At 34.8% G+C, this 18,475-nt stretch carries 16 protein-coding genes; 8 read left to right on the plus strand and 8 right to left on the minus strand.

Annotation, left to right across the window (positions count from 1 at the left end; translation table 11 throughout):
• Positions 1–46: 46 nt before the first annotated feature.
• The 6 genes from VB798_RS03505 to VB798_RS03530 all read right to left on the minus strand — a co-directional run bounded on the left by VB798_RS03505 (position 47) and on the right by VB798_RS03530 (position 6,691).
• Complete coding sequence (locus VB798_RS03505; protein WP_323256030.1) at positions 47–1,393, minus strand: M20/M25/M40 family metallo-hydrolase; 1,347 nt, start codon at positions 1,391–1,393, stop codon at positions 47–49.
• A 185-nt stretch (positions 1,394–1,578) separates the two neighbouring features.
• Positions 1,579–2,700 carry a hypothetical protein gene (locus VB798_RS03510; protein ID WP_323256032.1) on the minus strand — a complete coding sequence of 374 codons (1,122 nt, stop codon included), beginning with the start codon at positions 2,698–2,700 and terminating at the stop codon, positions 1,579–1,581.
• A gap of 173 nt (positions 2,701–2,873) precedes the next feature.
• A complete protein-coding gene (locus VB798_RS03515) occupies positions 2,874–4,079 on the minus strand; it encodes a nitrogen regulation protein NR(II) (protein ID WP_323256034.1) in 1,206 nt (401 codons plus the stop codon).
• A 427-nt stretch (positions 4,080–4,506) separates the two neighbouring features.
• Positions 4,507–4,962 carry a DinB family protein gene (locus VB798_RS03520; protein WP_323256036.1) on the minus strand — a complete coding sequence of 152 codons (456 nt, stop codon included), beginning with the start codon at positions 4,960–4,962 and terminating at the stop codon, positions 4,507–4,509.
• A gap of 1 nt (position 4,963) precedes the next feature.
• The gene (locus VB798_RS03525) at positions 4,964–5,440 is read right to left on the minus strand and encodes a nuclear transport factor 2 family protein (RefSeq protein ID WP_323256037.1); all 477 of its coding nucleotides are present in this window, start codon (positions 5,438–5,440) and stop codon (positions 4,964–4,966) included.
• Positions 5,441–5,599: 159 nt separating this feature from the next.
• The gene (locus tag VB798_RS03530) at positions 5,600–6,691 is read right to left on the minus strand and encodes a Gfo/Idh/MocA family protein (protein ID WP_323256039.1); all 1,092 of its coding nucleotides are present in this window, start codon (positions 6,689–6,691) and stop codon (positions 5,600–5,602) included.
• A gap of 120 nt (positions 6,692–6,811) precedes the next feature.
• On the opposite strand from VB798_RS03530, the gene VB798_RS03535 reads away from it, so the two are divergent.
• The 3 genes from VB798_RS03535 (at position 6,812) to VB798_RS03545 (ending at position 9,017) form a co-directional block, all read left to right on the plus strand.
• Positions 6,812–7,690, plus strand: a complete 879-nt coding sequence (locus tag VB798_RS03535) for a ChaN family lipoprotein (protein WP_323256041.1) — start codon at positions 6,812–6,814, stop codon at positions 7,688–7,690.
• A gap of 181 nt (positions 7,691–7,871) precedes the next feature.
• Complete coding sequence (locus VB798_RS03540; RefSeq protein ID WP_184130500.1) at positions 7,872–8,441, plus strand: hypothetical protein; 570 nt, start codon at positions 7,872–7,874, stop codon at positions 8,439–8,441.
• A gap of 12 nt (positions 8,442–8,453) precedes the next feature.
• Positions 8,454–9,017, plus strand: coding sequence for a GNAT family N-acetyltransferase (locus VB798_RS03545; protein WP_323256044.1), 564 nt, complete (start codon positions 8,454–8,456; stop codon positions 9,015–9,017).
• 136 nt (positions 9,018–9,153) lie between these two features.
• Here VB798_RS03545 and VB798_RS03550 read toward each other — a convergent pair whose 3' ends face one another.
• Both VB798_RS03550 and VB798_RS03555 read right to left on the minus strand, forming a co-directional pair.
• Positions 9,154–9,660 carry a MepB family protein gene (locus VB798_RS03550; protein WP_323256046.1) on the minus strand — a complete coding sequence of 169 codons (507 nt, stop codon included), beginning with the start codon at positions 9,658–9,660 and terminating at the stop codon, positions 9,154–9,156.
• Positions 9,661–9,665: 5 nt separating this feature from the next.
• The gene (locus tag VB798_RS03555; protein ID WP_323256048.1) at positions 9,666–10,121 is read right to left on the minus strand and encodes a hypothetical protein; all 456 of its coding nucleotides are present in this window, start codon (positions 10,119–10,121) and stop codon (positions 9,666–9,668) included.
• 319 nt (positions 10,122–10,440) lie between these two features.
• Here VB798_RS03555 and VB798_RS03560 point away from each other — a divergent pair, with 319 nt between their 5' ends.
• The 5 genes from VB798_RS03560 (at position 10,441) to VB798_RS03580 (ending at position 18,247) form a co-directional block, all read left to right on the plus strand.
• Entirely contained in the window at positions 10,441–11,775 is a 1,335-nt protein-coding gene (locus VB798_RS03560) for a rhamnogalacturonan acetylesterase (protein ID WP_323256050.1), read from the plus strand.
• Between the two features lie 19 nt (positions 11,776–11,794).
• Entirely contained in the window at positions 11,795–13,627 is a 1,833-nt protein-coding gene (locus VB798_RS03565) for a rhamnogalacturonan lyase (protein ID WP_323256052.1), read from the plus strand.
• 311 nt (positions 13,628–13,938) lie between these two features.
• Positions 13,939–15,069, plus strand: a complete 1,131-nt coding sequence (locus tag VB798_RS03570; RefSeq protein ID WP_323256055.1) for a glycoside hydrolase family 88/105 protein — start codon at positions 13,939–13,941, stop codon at positions 15,067–15,069.
• A gap of 111 nt (positions 15,070–15,180) precedes the next feature.
• On the plus strand, positions 15,181–15,948 hold the full coding sequence (locus tag VB798_RS03575) for a rhamnogalacturonan acetylesterase (protein WP_184130485.1): 768 nt from the start codon (positions 15,181–15,183) through the stop codon (positions 15,946–15,948).
• Between the two features lie 190 nt (positions 15,949–16,138).
• Entirely contained in the window at positions 16,139–18,247 is a 2,109-nt protein-coding gene (locus VB798_RS03580) for a beta-galactosidase (RefSeq protein ID WP_323256057.1), read from the plus strand.
• The last annotated feature ends 228 nt before the right edge of the window (positions 18,248–18,475 follow it).

The following is an 18,475-nucleotide window of genomic DNA, read 5'->3' on the forward strand; positions in this document are numbered from 1 at the left end:
TAAAATCTTGAAAAAGGAGATTCATTGTTATTCTCTATGCAAAAAATTACATCCCAACCTTTGGTAATACTGGCAAACTCTCATTACCATCTTCTCCTACTGCCTGAACAGCAAAAAAGTAATGATCTTTTGAATAAGGTAAATTGATACCATTTTTAGTCGTAAAGATTTTTTTCTGCCAGAACGGCTGATACGTTTCACGAATCAATACATAATAGCCTTTTACTTTGCCAGATTTTGGCGTTTGCCAAAAAAGCGTTGTTGAATTCGTCAAGTTTTTAGTATCAATCGTCAAGTTCTGAACCGTTGCTGGTGCTTTTGCTAAATTAGAAAGTGTTGCTAGATTCATCGCAGTGTTTTTTCTCAAGTATTCAAAATCCATAAATTCTGGAAAATCTCCGTATTGAATTCCTTTTTCTGTACGTAAATCTTGATGCTGATGTTCAAAATTTTCATTCATTTCAGTTACTCTTACCGCCGCAAAACCACGATTCACAAATGGAGTATGGTCGCCTCCACGCAAAAATCTATCATTGCGATAAACCATTACTACTTCTAAATTATCAACATAACGTTCGCCAACTTCTTTGGCATAACGAGCTAATTGTCGAGCTTTTCCATCATTTTCTTGTCCTAAATTGCGGATACTTCCTGCCTTTTTATCCAATTCAAAAGCTGGTAAACCTTCACTAAAAATTCTGACACGAGTATTATCTATAATACGAGTATCATGACTATTATTTGAACCAACAATATCATTATTCATAATGGCTTCGATATTCCACTTTTCATCTAATGCTTTTTGTGCTAAATAATCGGCTCCTAAAAGTCCTTGTTCTTCACCACTTACGACCAAGAAAATAATGGTTGCAGAAAATTTTGCTTTAGCCATTACTCTAGCCAATTCAATCACTGTAGCTGTTCCCGAACCATCATCATTTGCACCAGGCGCATCCGATTCTCTGTTCATCACATTAGAAACTCGGCTATCAATATGTCCAGAAACTAAAAATATCCTATCATCATTTGGGTCAGTACCTTTCAAAATTCCCATGACATTGCCCATATCTTGGTCTTTATCCACACGTTTTCCATCTGGTTTCAAAACCCAAGAATCTATTTTGGCTGTCATTCTACCTTCTGATTGTTTGGCAAATTCTTGAAAACGACTCAATACCCAATTTCTTGCCGCACCAATTCCTCTTTTGGGTTCGGTTGTTGTACTTAGCGTATGACGTGTACCAAAACTTACTAATTTATTGATATGCGATTTTAAACTATCAGCATTTACTTCTGAAACCAATTGTTCGATGATGGGATCACGCTGAATAATTTTCTGTGCAGAGACTTGAAAACCCATTAGCGTGAATAAAATAAAAGTAGCCTTTTTCATATTGATGAAAATTTGATTTTAGTGTTTGATGAAGTTTGAAGTTACAAATTATGCTCGACAAAAATCAATTCCTAGAAAGAGTTTTCGCTGAGAAGATGACTTTTTGGGTGCAAACCTGATACATTAAGTTCATAAAAAAAGCCTCCGCTTGGAGCGAAGGCTTCTGACATCATGAATTAATTGTATTAATACTTGTAAAACGTTTTAATCTTGAACAAGTGTGTATTGCTGGTATAAGTTTTAAAGCTTTTTTCAAACTCTGTCGGATAACCATTGGTATCGTACTTGTATTCAAATTTATATGCAATGTTAGATGGAATACTTCCCGAAAACACTTTGTCTTGCTTAATATTATTGTTTTTTGAGAGATTCGTCAAAAACAAACTGTATAAATTCATTTGTGCATAAGGATTGATATTTGAGTCGTATTCATACTTCCCACTTTCTTCGCCAGAAGTACCCGTTGCGATGTCTTCAATAATATTACCATTTTTATACTTGATGGTATAATTCATTTTATTGCCATTATCGAAAGAATATTCGGCTAGAATATTTTCTACATCATTTATTATTACATACTTAAAAGTAGCGTTAACGCTTTGTCCGTATTTTGTTTCTTTGATAGTTGCTATTTTTCCATCAGCAGTATAAGTAAGTACTGAAGTACCAAAAGATTTATTTTCAGCATCAAAATATGCTACTTTATTCAGCAAACCAGCTTCATAACTATAAACAATTTTGAAAGAAAATTTCAAGTCATTCGTCGAGTTTTCTGCTTGAAAATAGTCTATTTGTTTCACCAAACCGTTTTCGTTATATAAATAATTTACTTTAGAATAAGGTTTTGTTACTCCGCCAGCTTCCATAAAGCTCTCTTCAGCGCTTAATTGTTTTTGATTACTTTTTCCACCGAAACTAATCACATCTCCTTCTTTGATTTGCTCTTTTGTGAAAGTCAATTGTTCGGTAATTCCCCATTTTTGAAATTTAAACAGGAATTTCTGATGAGTTTTCACCAAATACACTTTGTTGTTGTTTGCGCTAATACTTATTTCTTTTTCGTGAGCAATATTGTTTTTATCCCAAGAAATAACCGTGATGTTGGTCGAAGCACTATCGTAAACCATGCTACCTACTTCCATTTTCACGTTGATACTTACCGCAAAAACACTGTCGGATGGAACATTTGTATTCGGATTGGAACTGTCTTCGGGTTTTGAAAGAGCGTCTAGCTCATTTTTTTGACAGGAACTAAAAATCAGGGCAAATGCGAACATTGCCATTAACAGAAATGAAAACTTCTTCATGATAGATTTTGAAAGATTAAGAGGATAAACATTTAAAAGCAATCCATTGGTTAAAAATATTCCTTTCCTGTTCAGTCAAGAACAAGATGATTTCAACTATAGACGATAATCTTTGGGGAAAGGTTGGAAAGGAAGATGTTTTTTTCTCTTGTTAGTCAATCAAAATTGATGAATTATTTTTTGTAAACGTAATAGGCTTCTCGTACAATGTCTTTGATAATAACATCAAGACGATTGGCTTCTGCACCTAATTGTTCGATAAAAGCATTACGCTCTTCTTCTGTAATTTGATAATCTTTATCCAATAAGATTTTGCTAAAGCCTAAAATATTAGCGAGTGGACTTCTTACTAAATGAGATTGTTCCCAAGCAATTTTTTTAAGAATGGATACTTGTTCTTCACTTTTAATTTCAGCTTTTTTCATTTCATCAATATTGGTAGCATTGAAGGTAACACCAATGATTTTTGAATGTGTATCATACACGGGGAAAAATCTAAATTTAAACCAAACCATTTGGTCATTAAGTGCTAGTGCTGTTTCCTTAATTGTGATTTTTCCATTAAGTGCATCATTAAAAGAGATATAAAAATATTCCTGAGTACTTGGCAGAATAAAAGGTTTGAAATCATCCCCCACTTTCAATTTCTTTTTATGAAATGTAGCAATATCTTCCTCTGCCGATTTATTAAAATTGACAATTTTAAGGTCAGGGCTGATGAAAATATTGGTATCAGTAGAACTATCCAAAATGGCTAGCAATTTACTTTCAGAACTTTCCAGTTCGTCAATCGTTTTGAGGAGTTCTTTTTCGATGGGCTGATAAACATAAATTACTTTGGCAGCAATGATAAAAATGGAAAGAATGGCTAACAGGATTTCTATGATAATGACAAACTGTTGTTCTTTCTCCAATTCATTTTCAAGTGTTTTCACGACTTGATTCATTTGATTCAGAAAATCTTCTTGGTTCTGACTGATTGCTCGAAGACTTTTTAAATCAATTTTTAATTTAGTCTTCAGATGTTGATTAATCAAGCCAATTTTTTGAGAAAGCCCCAATAGTACAAGTCTTGCTTGCTCATTTTCGATGGCATGAATCCCTAAAGATTTGTTTCCATTCAATAATGAAAAATGTATTGTTTCCCAATTTTTGTATGTTTTCTCTAGTTGTTTATGAGCTAATTCTTCATTCAGTAATTTTATAAATCCTAAGTTTAACTGCTGGCTTAATACAATTTGTTGAACTGACAGTTTTATAATTTTTATGCTTTCATGCTTTTTATTTAACCAAAATTGAATAAATAGTTGATTAACTGTCAATACCAAAACAGCCAACAATACTCCTACAACGTATTTATTTTTAAGTTTATATTTCATGAATTTTAGTGATGACACTTATGTGTTAGGCTTTTTGGTCGCTAAAAATCATTTATAATTCTTTCTAATTGACAACAAGAATCAAAACTTTGGACAACAAAGTTCTCCAATCAACCTGTTTTTTCAACTATAAATAATACTTAACGCTACAATATCTAAAAAAAATAGCACAAAACTTACTGCCTTGATTCTATTTCTTAAAAGTTTTTATTAAACGGTCATTTAATAAAAAAATCGTTGCAAACATTAAATATTTATTGAGTAAAATCTCTAAAAATTAACATAGGAAAAGATTATATAAAATCGTTATTTGTAAAAGATGGGAAGCAATCTGAGAAGCGAAATAATAGACTGAGCGAAGAAACACAATTTGTAAGATTTACTGCTGATATTACTTAAATTATACCAGCAGTATTACTTTCAAAACTTAAAGGATTTGTTTTAAATGATGGTCGAGATGACGAACATAATCTTTGGCTACGAATTCAAGCGTTACCAAATCTTGCCCCAACATCGGCGTAGTGGCATTACTCCAATTGGTGATGGTTTGGTAATTTTCTTTGGGTAAATTCAACAAAACTCTACAAAAATGCTTATTCAACAATACCCACATTTGTACTAAATCTTTCGTATCATAATGTTGATAATCTGCCGCTTTTACCCATTCGTTTTGTCGGTAAACGATATGGGCATTTTCTTCGTATTGTCCAACTACCATTCTACGAATATTACTTTGTGCAGAATCAATCAAATGCCCCAATACTTCTTTTTTAGACCATTTTTCTGGACTTGCTTTTAATGTTAAATCAATTTCAGAACACTCAGAAAAGTACTTTTCTACAGTAATAATTCTGTTTTGTAATTGTGCAATTACTTCTTCCATTTTATTGATATTCTGGATGTTTGGCAATGAATTTTTTAAGATTCCCCATAGCTCTTTCTCTTACTTGTTTTTTCAAGAATGGCGTCCAACCCAAGAGTTTTCCAATCATTCCTAATGATTGCGATGACCAGCGGTAAAAGCTAAATTTATCTCGATGCGTCAGGATTTTTCCATCTTTAAAAGTAAAAGTAGCGTCGATAATATTATGAACTTTATTACCCGATTGCGAGAAAGTGTACCAAGCTTCCCAGTGTGCTTTACCAGTGGTTTCGTCAGCTTCTACATCTGAATATTCAACGATGGTACTTGCTCCTACACCACAAAGCATTCGCCACATAGCAGGAATTTCTTTGCCTTTCAAGTCAAAAGCTTCGTCTTTAAAAGTAGCTTCTGGATGATAGCATTCTCCCATTGTTTTGAAGTCTTTTACCTTAAAAGCCTCATAAAAAGTATGGATTAATTTTTCGTTTGTGTTCATGGTTTTATACTTGCTTTCGGCTATCGGTCTTGGGGTTTCGGATTTGTGATGTTGGATTTCGGAGAATAGAAATCTTCAAATTTAGAATAAGATGACAGATTGCTGAAATCTTAAATCCGAAATCTGATGACCGAAATCCGACACCCGAAATCCATAAAGCTATACTTTAACTTCCTTCCCAGTTTTAGCCGCTTTAAAGATGGCTTCAATCAATTTCATATCTCTTAAACCTTCTTCACCCGGCGTGATATTTGGTTTGTTTTCAAGAATACTTCCGCAAATACCGTCTAATTCAAGTACTTGATGATAGACGATAGGTAAATCCATCGGCCCTTTTGAAGTTTTGCCTTTCAATGGACCATAGTCATAAGCAGGCGCCATTTCTAAATTGCCATTTTCATAACCCACATACAAGCGTTGCAAACCGCTGTTGTAAGTAGTAGTATGATTAGAAACCGCTCCGCTCGGAAATTTCATTTGCCAGAAAAGCGTTTCTTCAATGCCAGGCAAATAAATATCTGGACGAGTTTTTACCGTTTGTGCCGTTACCGAAATCGGCTCTTCGCCAGTGGCGTAACGAGCGGCATTGAGGGCATAAATTCCAACATCCATCATTGGTCCACCGCCCGAAAGTTTTGGATTTAATCGCCAAGCTTTTAAATCACGCAAAGGAAAACCAAAACTTGCTTCTACAAAAGTAACCTTGCCAAGGTCTTTATCTTTTGCCAAACGCATTACTTCGTTGGTAAATGGTTCATAATGTAAACGATAACCAATGGCTAATTGAACATTGGCAGCTTTGCAAGCGGCAATCATTTCTTCGGCTTCTTTTACCGAAACTGCCATTGGTTTTTCACAAATGACGTGCTTTCCAGCTTTCGCTGCCCGAATCGTAAACTCGTGGTGCATTGAGTTTGGCAAAACCACATAGACTACATCAATGTCAGGATTATCGGCAATTTGGTCAAAATTTTGATAATTATAGATGTTTTTGTCTGGAAGATTGTACTTTTTCTTCCAAGTTTCAGCTTTAGATGGTGTTCCAGTAACGATTCCAACCAAGCGACAATTCGCAGTTTTCTCTAAAGCTGGCGCTAATTGATAAGTAGCATAATAGCCCAAACCAACCAAAGCTACTCCTAATTTTTTCTCAGGAGCAAAAGCCGCATTCGCTTGTAAAGATGAAAGCATAGGAACTGTAAGCGAAGTAGCCGCAAAAGTTTTTAGAAAATCTCTTCTTGTGTTTTTCATAGTTAATCAACAATTAAAAGGGTTTTATTGTAATTTCGATACGATTATGCTTTCAATAATCAGATTTCGGCTGTCAGATTTTAAATTCACAAACAATAAATTCATCCAACAAAAACCATTATGAAAACCTACTTGTTTGCTCTTATTGTACTACTTTTTACTTGTTCATTGTCATCCGACAAGCCAGCTTATTTGTTGTACAACAAGCATTTAAAAGAAACTTCTTATCAAAAAATGCTGAAAGAATTGGCAGAAGCTGATATTGTTTTCTTTGGTGAATTACATGATAATTCTTTAAATCATTGGCTTGAATTACAGGTTACTAAGGATTTATTTAAAGAGAAAAAAGAAAAGCTGGTTTTGGGTGCAGAGATGTTTGAAGCCGATAATCAAACCGTTGTGAATGAGTACTTAAAGGGTTTCATAACTGCCAAACAATTTGAAACCGAAGCAAAAGTATGGCAAAATTATCAAACAGATTATAAGCCTTTATTGGATTTTGCCTTAAAAAATAAATTGAACTTTGTAGCAACCAATATTCCACGTCGTTACGCAAGTATGGTTTCAAAAGGAGGTTTGGACGCACTGAATCAATTATCAGAAGATGCTAAAAAGAACATTGCTCCACTCCCAATTGAAGTTGACTTAGCTTTGCCAGCTTATGCCGAAATGATGAAAATGGGCGGCATGCACGGAGGTGGTGGAACAAGTATTTCTGCGGAGAATATTACCAAAGCCCAAATTATTAAAGATGCCACAATGGCGAATTTTATTTTAAAGAATTGGCAACAAGAACAGTGTTTTTTGCATTATAATGGAAGCTATCACTCAAATAACTTTGAAGGCATCGTTTGGCATTTGAAAAGAAAAAATCCAGCTTTGAAAATTGTAACGATTAACACCATCGAAGCCAGCGATATTGAAAAGCCAAGCGAAAAAGCTAAAAACTCAGCGGATTTCATTTTTGTGATTCCTGATGATATGACGAAAAGCTATTGAATTAATTATGAGTTTTGAATTATGAATTATGAAAAATAGCTTTAATATTTCAGTTAAAAAACAATCACTCATTCACTAATTCACTCAATCACAATTAAAAATAATCGCTAATTCACAACTCACTAACTCACAAATAAAAAAATCAATCACTAAATCACAATTCACTAATTCACAATTAAATATGCAAGACATAGAACCATTTTATAATTGGGAGAATTTGTATGTGGCTTCAAAAGACCCACGTTCGCCTTTTTATGAGCGTCTCTATAATACTTCTTATTACGAACATGATATTTATGGATATTTTATTCATCCATTTTGGGATGAATTTGAGTCGGAGACGTTGTACTGTAAAATACTTTTTTGTGATTACGAACAACGATTTGTGATTATTGAAATGTTTGGCGAATGGAATGATACTTTGCATAACGATATTATGTGGTTTAAGCGAAATGTTATCGACCATCTCGTCAATCAAGGAATTAATCAGTTTATTTTGGTGGGCGAAAATGTGTTGAATTTCCACGGAAGTCACGAAGACGATTATTATGCTGAATGGTTTGAAGAAGTAGAAGATGGCTGGATAGCAGCCTGTAATTTTAGAGATTTTGTACAACAAGAATGGACAAAATTTAGACTGGATTATTACTTAAATTTCGGTGGAACTTTAGACGTTGTGAATTGGCGAGTATTAGCTCCACGACAATTTTATGAAGTAATAAAAGCATTAATGACAAGACGATTAAATTAAATATTCCTTACAATGAGCGTAATTTTCACAACCATCAGCAAAGACGAAGAAATCTGGCAATTATTGGATTTACAACAAAAAAACTTACCTAGAAATATTTCGGAAGAAGTAGCTAACGACCAAGGCTTCGTTACGGTGGTTCATAATTTTGATTTACTTTCTCGCATGAATGCGGCTTATCCACAAATTATTGCCAAAGATGGAGATAAAGTAGTTGGCTACGCTTTAGTAATGCCCGAAAGTTTCAGAAATGATGTGCCAGTACTGACAGCGATGTTTACGATGCTGGACGAATTGGAGTACGAAGGGAAATTAGTGAAAGATTATCGCTATTATGCAATGGGACAAATTTGCGTTGCAGAAGGCTATCGTGGACAAGGACTTTTTGATGGACTTTACGCCAAACACAAAACTGAATTATCAGATAAATTTGACCTTTGTATTACCGAAATCGCTAAAAGGAACACACGTTCTTTGGCAGCCCATAAAAGAGTAGGTTTTGAAATTATCCACGAATATTTCGATACAACTCATCCAGAACTTTGGGAAGTTGTACTTTGGGATTTCAGAAAGTAAAAGCTTTTCTATCATTAGAAATGGATAAAAAATACCAACAAAAAATCTGATAATTCAGCAGTTTCTAAGTCTTTTTTATCAATAGGTTAAGTTCATTCCTATTGATAAAAAAGACTTAGAATTTTATTATTGCATCCTACTTTTTACTAAACAATTGTTTCGCTAATGCTAAATCAGATAATTCATCTTCTGGAATCTCTAAAAAATACTTCAATTGCCATTCCTGTGTTTTTTGAGCTTGCTTGCTATTGGCATCATCCCAAGGCGGATACACTCTGATAGCTCTTTTTCCTTCTTTTGTTTCGTCAGAAATTACTCCTTTTTCATAAAGCACAGCTTTCGGAAAGATGAATTGTCCAAAATGATTGTCTTTTCTGGTACTGATGATAAAAAAATCTATCTCGTCATCCAGTCTAAAAGGTTCAATAATTCCCTGCTTATTTCTTTTCCATAAAGTAACAAACTGTCCTGTTTTTGTAGGTGTGATTTTAGCGACTCGATACTTAATGTTTAAATTATCTAACTTAAAATCACAAGCGCCATATTCAGCACTTTCAAGTTCTAAAACAGGTTCTGTACAATTAAAACCACACGGTTCATAAAGTGATTCTTTTGCAAAGAGAAAATCGTTTTTTGCTAACATCAATTTTACTTTTTCACTTTAATATATTTCTCAATAATAACTCTATCCACTCCTAGTTTTTCTACTTTCTCTACTCCTTTTTGAATCAAAGTATCATTTTGGATTTTTACAGTAAAAGTAAATTTATTATTCTCCCAGTTTTTGTCAACAAAGTACTCCAAATTTTCAGTGTAAATACTGTCCACTAAAGTGTATTCACCACCACCTGCTATAAATGGTGCTGTACTCGCTGAATCTTTCTGAGCACTAATATCATGACTCATAAAAGCAAAATGTGTTGGATTGATAATCTTAATCATTTTCACTTTTGAATTAAAAGTCGAAAATGAAGTGTCCTTTTCAATCGTTTCTGCTGAAACCAATTGCCAAGTACCAATAATCGGAAGGCTTTCTTCTTTACTTTTACAAGCAAACATTGCTGAAAACGACAGCATTAACATAAGTTTAGTTTTAAGTTTCATAGTTTATTGTTTTTTAACAAAGGTGAAATTAATCTTTTAAACCTGTAGCTTGTGCTATACAGATTAATGGAAAAGTAAACATTTTACTCTTTTTGTTTGGAAGAAGTAAGAAGAGAAATACCTGATTTTAGATTTAGAAATTGTAGCTATTTTCCTAAATTCTACGAAAATTTACTCCGTGAGAGCACAGGAGAGTTTCGGGCAGGTCTTACACTTTATTTGTATTATAAATTATAAAAGATAAGATAGACTTATTTTAATACAAATAATTCTTTTTTTATTGGATTTTATATATAATTCAAATTTTATAACTCTCAAAATGAATCATCTCAAAGCATCATTATTTGGTACTGTTATCTCACTGTGTTCATTCCAATCCTTTTCTCAAGCTACAACAGACTTTAAATTTGACTTTGGGTCGGGAAAAGTTGCTAAAGGATATACACAAGTTTTGCCAACATCAGTTTACAGCAAAGAAAAAGGCTTTGGTTTTTTACCGAATGCTCAAATCGTTTCAGAAACAAGGAAAGGTAAAAATGCTTTAACCTCAGATTTCTGTACAAGTACTCAACCTTTCTTTTTTACGGTAGATATTCCCGAAGGAAATTACGATGTAAAATTGCTTTTGGGTGATACAAAAGGTACTTCAACCACCACGGTAAAAGTTGAAAACCGTAGATTGATGTTAGAAAAAGTAATTACTGCTGAAGGAGAAATTGTCACGAAAGAATTTACCGTTAACGTAAGAACTCCCAATATCAACGCTAGCGAAAAAGTAAAATTAAAGCCTAGAGAATTTGCTTACTTGCATTGGGATAATCAACTGACTTTTGAATTTAATGATGCTAGTCCAAAAATTTGTGGATTGGAAATCACCAAAGCAAGCGATAAAACGGTTACTGTTTTTTTAGCAGGAAATTCTACCGTAGTTGATCAAGCCATAGAACCTTTCGCTGCTTGGGGACAAATGATTCCTAGATTTTTTAAAGCAAAAAACGTGGTTTTTGCCAATTATGCCGAATCTGGCGAAACAATTAAAAGCTTTGCTGGAGCAAAACGTTTGGATAAAGTAATGAGTCTCATCAAAGCGGGTGATTATTTCTTTATTGAGTTTGCTCACAACGACCAAAAAGCTGGAACAGGGATTGAAGCCAACACAACTTATAAAGAATACTTGAAATCTTATATTCAGCAAACAAAAGAAAAAGGTGCAATTCCCGTTTTGGTGACGTCGATGCTTAGAAGGCATTTCAACGCTGAAGGTAAAATCAATAATTCTTTAGGCGATTTCCCAGAAGCAATGCGACAAGTAGCCAAAGAAGAAAACGTTGCTTTGATAGATTTGAATGCTATGAGCAAAGTACTTTTTGAAACAATGGGACCGCAAAAATCAATGAAAGCTTTTGTTCATTACGATGCCAATACTTTTCCTGAACAAACAAAAGCCATTCACGACGATACACATTTTAGTAATTACGGTGCTTATGAATTGGCAAAATGTATTGTAGAAGGCATTAAACAAGCAAAATTAGGTATCGCCAATGATTTACTGGATGGTTTGCCAAGTTTCGATCCAGCCAATCCAGACGATGAAGCGAGCTTTAATTTTCCACACAGTCCCCTTGTGAATGTTGTTAAACCAGACGGAAACTAAAATGCTAACTCAGACTAAAATGAAATCAAGTATTTATAAAAGTATCATTATGTTGTGTGTGTTATCGTTTCAGGTTTCAGCACAAAGATTAATGGAAAACCTCAACAGAGGTATCATCGCCATCAACCAAGGCGGAGGAAAAGTATTTGTCAGTTGGCGTTTGTTAGGTACAGAACCAGTCGATACAAAATTTAATTTATACAGAACCACTGGAAAAGCTAATCCTATAAAATTAAATAAAGAAGCCTTAACAAAAGGAACCAACTTTGTGGATGAAAAAGTAGATACCACACAAGTAAATACTTATTTTGTAAAAACGGTTTCAGGAAAAACAGAAGGCAAGGCAAGCGAATCTTTTACCTTAACTGCTAATTCATCCGCTAAAAATTACCTTTCTATTCCTTTACAAACACCAGAAAAATATACACCAAATGATGTTTCTGTAGGTGATTTAGATGGTGATGGCGTGTATGAAATCATTGTTCATCAAACTGGTATCGGAAAAGATAATTCTCAAAAAGGTATTACAGATGAACCAATTTTTGAGGCTTATAAACTCGACGGTACTTTATTGTGGAGAATCAATTTGGGCAAAAATATCCGTGAAGGAGCGCATTACACACAATTTATGGTTTATGACCTTGACGGCGACGGTAAAGCAGAATTTGCTTGCAAAACCGCTGATGGCACGACCGATGGCAAAGGCAAAGTAATTGGCGATGCCAAAGCTGATTATAGAAATGCTGATGGAAAAATTTTAGATGGTCCAGAATTCTTTACCATTTTTGATGGTTTGACGGGTGCAGCTTTAGCAACTACCGATTATATTCCTGCAAGAGGTTACCTTGGTGGCTGGGGCGGAAAAGGTGGAAATGGAGGAAATGATAGATCTGGAAATCGTAGCGACCGTTTCTTAGCTTGTGTGGCTTATTTAGATGGAAAATTACCTAGCGTAATTATGTGTAGAGGTTATTATGGTAGAACTGTTTTAGCCGCTTGGGATTGGCGTGGAGGTAAATTGACTTCTCGTTGGGTTTTTGATTCAAAAGATGGAGAGAATCCATTTTCTGGACAAGGTTATCATAATTTAACGGTTGCCGATGTGGATGCTGATGGCAAAGATGAAATTGTGTATGGCTCGATGGTAGTTGATGATAATGGAAAAGGATTATTTACAACAGGTTTACGTCATGGTGATGCTTTACATGTTACTGATTTAGACCCTTCTCGTCCGGGATTAGAAGTATTTGGTGTTCATGAAATTGAAGAAAAAACCGAAGGGCCAGGAGCTGCTTTGTACGATGCCAAAACTGGAGAAATTATCTGGAGAAAAAATGAAGGACAAGATGCTGGTCGTGGAGTAGCAGAAGATATTGACCCAAGTAATGAAGGAGCAGAAATGTGGTGGTCGGGTTCAGGAGGATTGTTTAATGCAAAAGGTGATAGAATTGGGGAAAACCCTAGTTCAACCAATTTTGTAATCTGGTGGGATGGCGATTTAAGTCGTGAATTATTAGATGGAAATCATATCGACAAGTATAAAGTTGGAAGATTGTTCACCGCTGAGAATTGTTCTTCCAATAATGGCTCAAAATCAACTCCAGCATTGAGTGCAGATTTATTTGGCGATTGGCGAGAAGAAGTAATTTTTAAAACAAATGATAAAAAGGAATTACGTATTTTTTCAACAACAATTCCAACTGAACATCGTTTGCCAACATTAATGCACGATCCTCAGTATCGACTTAGTATCGCTTGGCAAAATGTTGGTTACAACCAGCCTCCGCATACAAGTTACTTTTTAGGAACAGGCATGAAAACTCCACCCAAAGCTAATATAATAGTTAAATAATGTAGTGATTGGTAATTGGTGAATAGTGATATTATTCTATGATTTAAAAATGGTTTATGTATTTATAAACAATTTACTTCTTTCGAAAGACCTTACTTTTCTTGTCTTGATACAAGAAAAGTAACCGCAGCGGCGGCCGCAAAAGAAAATCAAGAAATTCCGAAACTCGCTCCGCTCAAACAGCGGAATTTCATAAAAAGCTGACGCAAGAATGAATGTTAAATAATGAATTGTAAATCTTATATTCCTTAAAAAGATTCTAGAGTGAAAATTCTATTCACCAATCACTAATCTCTAATCACTCAAACAAAATGAAAAAAAACATCACAATGGTATTGCTTATCGCTTTGGTAAGTATTGTACAAATTCACGCTCAGGGACTACCAAAGAAGAAAGAGCTTTTAAAAGGATTAACAGCTGCAAATGATTACTTCATGACAAAATGGGCAGACGTTTCAGCACCCATCGTTCGTCCAGATAAAACTCGTCCAAGTAATATTTGGACACGTGGCGTTTATTATGAAGGATTAATGGCACTTTATAGCGTTGATAAACAAAAACGTTATTATGATTATGCCGTTGCTTGGGGCGAAGCACACAAATGGGGTTTACGTAATGGCATCAAAACCCGTAATGCCGATGACCAATGCTGTGGACAAACTTATTTGGATTTGTATTTGATTGACCCAAAACCAGAAAGAATCCGTGACATCAAAGCCTCCATTGATAGCATGGTGAATAGCACTAAGGAAGACGATTGGTCGTGGGTAGATGCCTTACAAATGGCAATGCCTGTATTCGCTCGTTTGGGTGTTATGTACAAAGATGACCGCTATTACGAAAAAATGTATCAGATGTACATGCACACAAAAACCATTCATGGCGATAAAGGTTTGTATAATACAGCAGAAGGCCTTTGGTGGAGAGATAAAGATTTTGACCCGCCTTATAAAACACCCGCTGGCAAAAACTGTTATTGGTCACGTGGGGATGGTTGGGTTGTCGCTGCTTTGGTGAAAGTATTAGAAATTATGCCGAAAAATGCTCCTCACCGTGAAGAATATGAAAAAACATATCTTGAAATGATGAAAGCCTTGCCTCCATTACAACGTCAGGATGGTTTTTGGAACGTAAGCTTAATGGATGAAACAGAGTTTGGTGGAAAAGAATTAACAGGAACAGCCTTATTTACTTATGGCATGGCTTGGGGAGTAAATCATGGTTTATTAAACAAAAAACAATACTTACCAATTATTTCAAAAGCTACCAATGCGATGTTGAAAGACTGTGTTCAACCAAATGGTTTCTTGGGTTATGTGCAAGGAACTGGCAAAGAACCAAAAGACGGTCAACCATTGAGCGTTGATAAACAACCAGATTTTGAAGATTTCGGCTTAGGCTGTTTCTTATTAGCTGGTGCTGAAGTTTTGAAAATGAAGTAAACTAAGTAGAGCATTTTTAGGAAAAATTTTAAAGTTTGAAAAACTTAATTTTTCAATTATTATTCTAAAAATGGATACGAATAACAATTAACGGATAGCAGATAACAAAGTATGAAACGCATTCTAATTTTATCAAGTATTATTTTTCTTTCCTTTACCTTCTTCAAAAAACAAAAACCTACCCTTTACATCATTGGTGATTCTACCGTGCGAAATGGTTCTGGTAAAGGTTCTGACGGACAATGGGGTTGGGGAAGTGTAATCCAAGATTATTTTGACACGACCAAAGTACATATCGAAAACCATGCAATCGGTGGAAGAAGTAGCCGTACTTTCTTAACAGAAGGTCGTTGGGATAAAATCATGGCTAATCTTAAAAAAGGTGATTATGTAATGATTCAATTCGGACATAATGATGGCGGTGCTTTGAACGACAGTACTCGTGCCAGAGGAAGTATCAAAGGAACGGGTGAAGAAACTCAAGAAATTGATAACATGATGACAAAAAAACATGAAACCGTACATACTTACGGTTGGTACATGCGTAAATACATCAACGAAACCAAAGAAAAAGGTGCTACAGCCATCGTTTTCTCGCCAGTGCCACGCAATGTTTGGAAAGGTGGAAAAATCCCAAGAGATACTTATGGAAAATGGGCGGCTGAAACTGCACAAACCACAGGAGCTTTCTTTGTTGATTTGAACGAATTAGTTGCCGTAAAATATGAGCAATCGGATGAGGCTACTTTGAAGAAAAACTATTTCCCAATAGACCATACACATACCAATTACGAAGGTGCAAAAGTAAATGCCATCACGGTAGTAGAAGGCTTGAAAGGAGTAAAAAAATGTAAACTGAATAAATTCCTGAAAAAGTAAATCGGATTATAAAAGTTAATAGCTGATACCTCATTGTTATGAAAATGACAATGAGGTATTTTTTTGTCTTCCTAAAAAGAATACTGAACTATTGTATCATTCTGATACATTTTTATATTATTTTTAAAATGAAAGCAAAATTTCAATCAAAAACAATCAAACTTAGAAACATCTCTATTAAGCTCCGACTATGAAAAATTCCAGATTATTTACCAAAATCTTGGCGAAATGTCTATTGACGACAAGCCTGATTTTAGCGAATGTACTGTTTCTTTCCGCACAAACAGCCGATAATAAATTACTCTTTGGCGTAGCTTATTACGATGAGTATATGCCTTATGACCGTTTAGAGAAAGACGTTGCCATGATGAAAGAGGCAGGTATTAACGTTGTCAGAATTGCAGAATCTACATGGAGTACCGTTGAACCACAAGATAATGTATATGATTTTTCGCATATCGACCGTGTGCTGAATGCCATGCACAAAGGAGGAATCCATGTTATTATCGGAACGCCTACTTATGCAGTACCCACTTGGTTAGTAAAAAAATATCCTGATGTTTTGGCAGTTACGGCACAAGGGCAAAATCGTTATGGAGTACGTCAGAACATGGATATTACCAATGAACATTTCAGATTTCATGCTGAGAGAGTCATTCGTAAAATTATGGAACACGTAAAAGACCATCCCGCTATTATTGGCTATCAAGTAGATAACGAAACCAAACATTACAATACCGCAGGCGATAATGTACAGAAGGCTTTTGTACAATATATGAAAGCAAAATTCAAAACAGTAGATGCCATTAACAAAGCTTTTGGTTTAGATTATTGGAGTAATAGAATTAATAATTGGGATGATTTTCCATCAATGGTTGGCACTATCAATGCGAGCTTGAGTTCTGAATTTTCTAAGTTTCAAAGACAATTAGTGACTGATTATTTAGCTTGGCAAGTAGCTTTAGTGAAAGAATATAGCAAACCAAGCCAATTTGTTACTCAAAACTTCGATTTTGATTGGCGTGGTTTTTCTTACGGAATCCAAACGGATGTAAATCATTTTGATGCCGCCAAATCAATGGACTATGCAGGTGTTGATATTTATCACCCAACACAAGATTTCCTGACAGGCATCGAAATTTCTTTAGGTGGAGATTTAGGTCGCTCGATGAAGAATGGTAAAAACTACTTGGTTATCGAAACAGAAGCACAGGGTTTTCCACAATGGACTCCCTACCCTAATCAATTGCGTTTGCAAGCATTCAGTCATATAGCATCTGGGGCAAATATGTTGGAATATTGGCATTGGCATTCTATCCACAACTCGGCAGAAACCTATTGGAAAGGTTTATTGAGCCATGATTTCCAACCAAATGCTCCTTATAACGAAGCAAAGGCTATTGGTAAAGATTTTGATAGATTGAGTTCACAATTAATCAATCTTAGAAAACAAAATGAGGTAGCGATTCTTTTCAGTAATGAAGCACAAACTGCCTTTAATGCTTTTAGTTTTGGTTGGGGTGCAAGAGAACGTTATAATGATATACTTCGCCCGATGTACGATGCCCTTTATCGCATGAATATTGGTACTGATTTTATCGACCCAAGTTCTACTAATTTTGAAAAGTACAAGCTTATCGTAGTACCTGCCCTTTATGCGGCTTCTGATGAATTATTAAACCGATTAAATACTTTTACGAAAAATGGTGGTCATGTAATTTATACTTTCAAAAGCGGTTTTTCCAACGAAAACGTGACGGTAAGAAATAGTATTCAGCCCGGAATTATCAACGAAGCTTGTGGAATTTCATATAATCAGTTTACAGTTCCGAATAATGTTGCTTTGAAAGGCGACCCTTTTCAAGTAGGGACAGAAAATAACAAAATCAATACTTGGATGGAGTTAGTTACGCCTACAACTGCTAAAGTTTTGTCATATTATGAGCATCCATCTTGGGGAAAATATGCTGCGGTGACAGAAAACGAATATGGCAAAGGTTTAGCGACTTACATTGCTTGTATGACAAATGCTAAAACAACTGAAAACATCTTGAAAGATGCCTTAAAGAAAGCAAAACTTTGGGGAGTAAATCAAAATTTGACTTTCCCTTTAATCACCAAAGAGGGCACAAACACAGCAGGGAAGAAAATCCATTATTATTTCAACTATTCTGCTGAAAGTAAAAGCCTTACTTATCCACACAAAAGTGGAAAAGAGTTGATTTCAAGCACAAAAGTTCAAAATAACCAAGCGATAGATTTAGAAGCTTGGGGTTTTAAAATCATTGAAGAAGAATAATACCCAACCACTTAATATCCATAGCCTCTTTGCTGAAAAGCAGAGGGGCTTTTTTTGTTTTCAGGATTTGAATATGACTTTATTAAGCTTCAAGGGCTATTTTGTAAATAAACAAAAGTATTTTTCAAGGGTGAAAATATATTTTTCTACCCTACTAAATAATTTTTCAGGGGTGAAAATATATTTTTCTACCTTATTAAATAGTTTTTCAAGGGTGAAAATATATTT

The sequence above is a fragment of the Arcicella lustrica genome, assembly GCF_034930985.1.
Lineage (GTDB): Bacteria > Bacteroidota > Bacteroidia > Cytophagales > Spirosomataceae > Arcicella > Arcicella lustrica.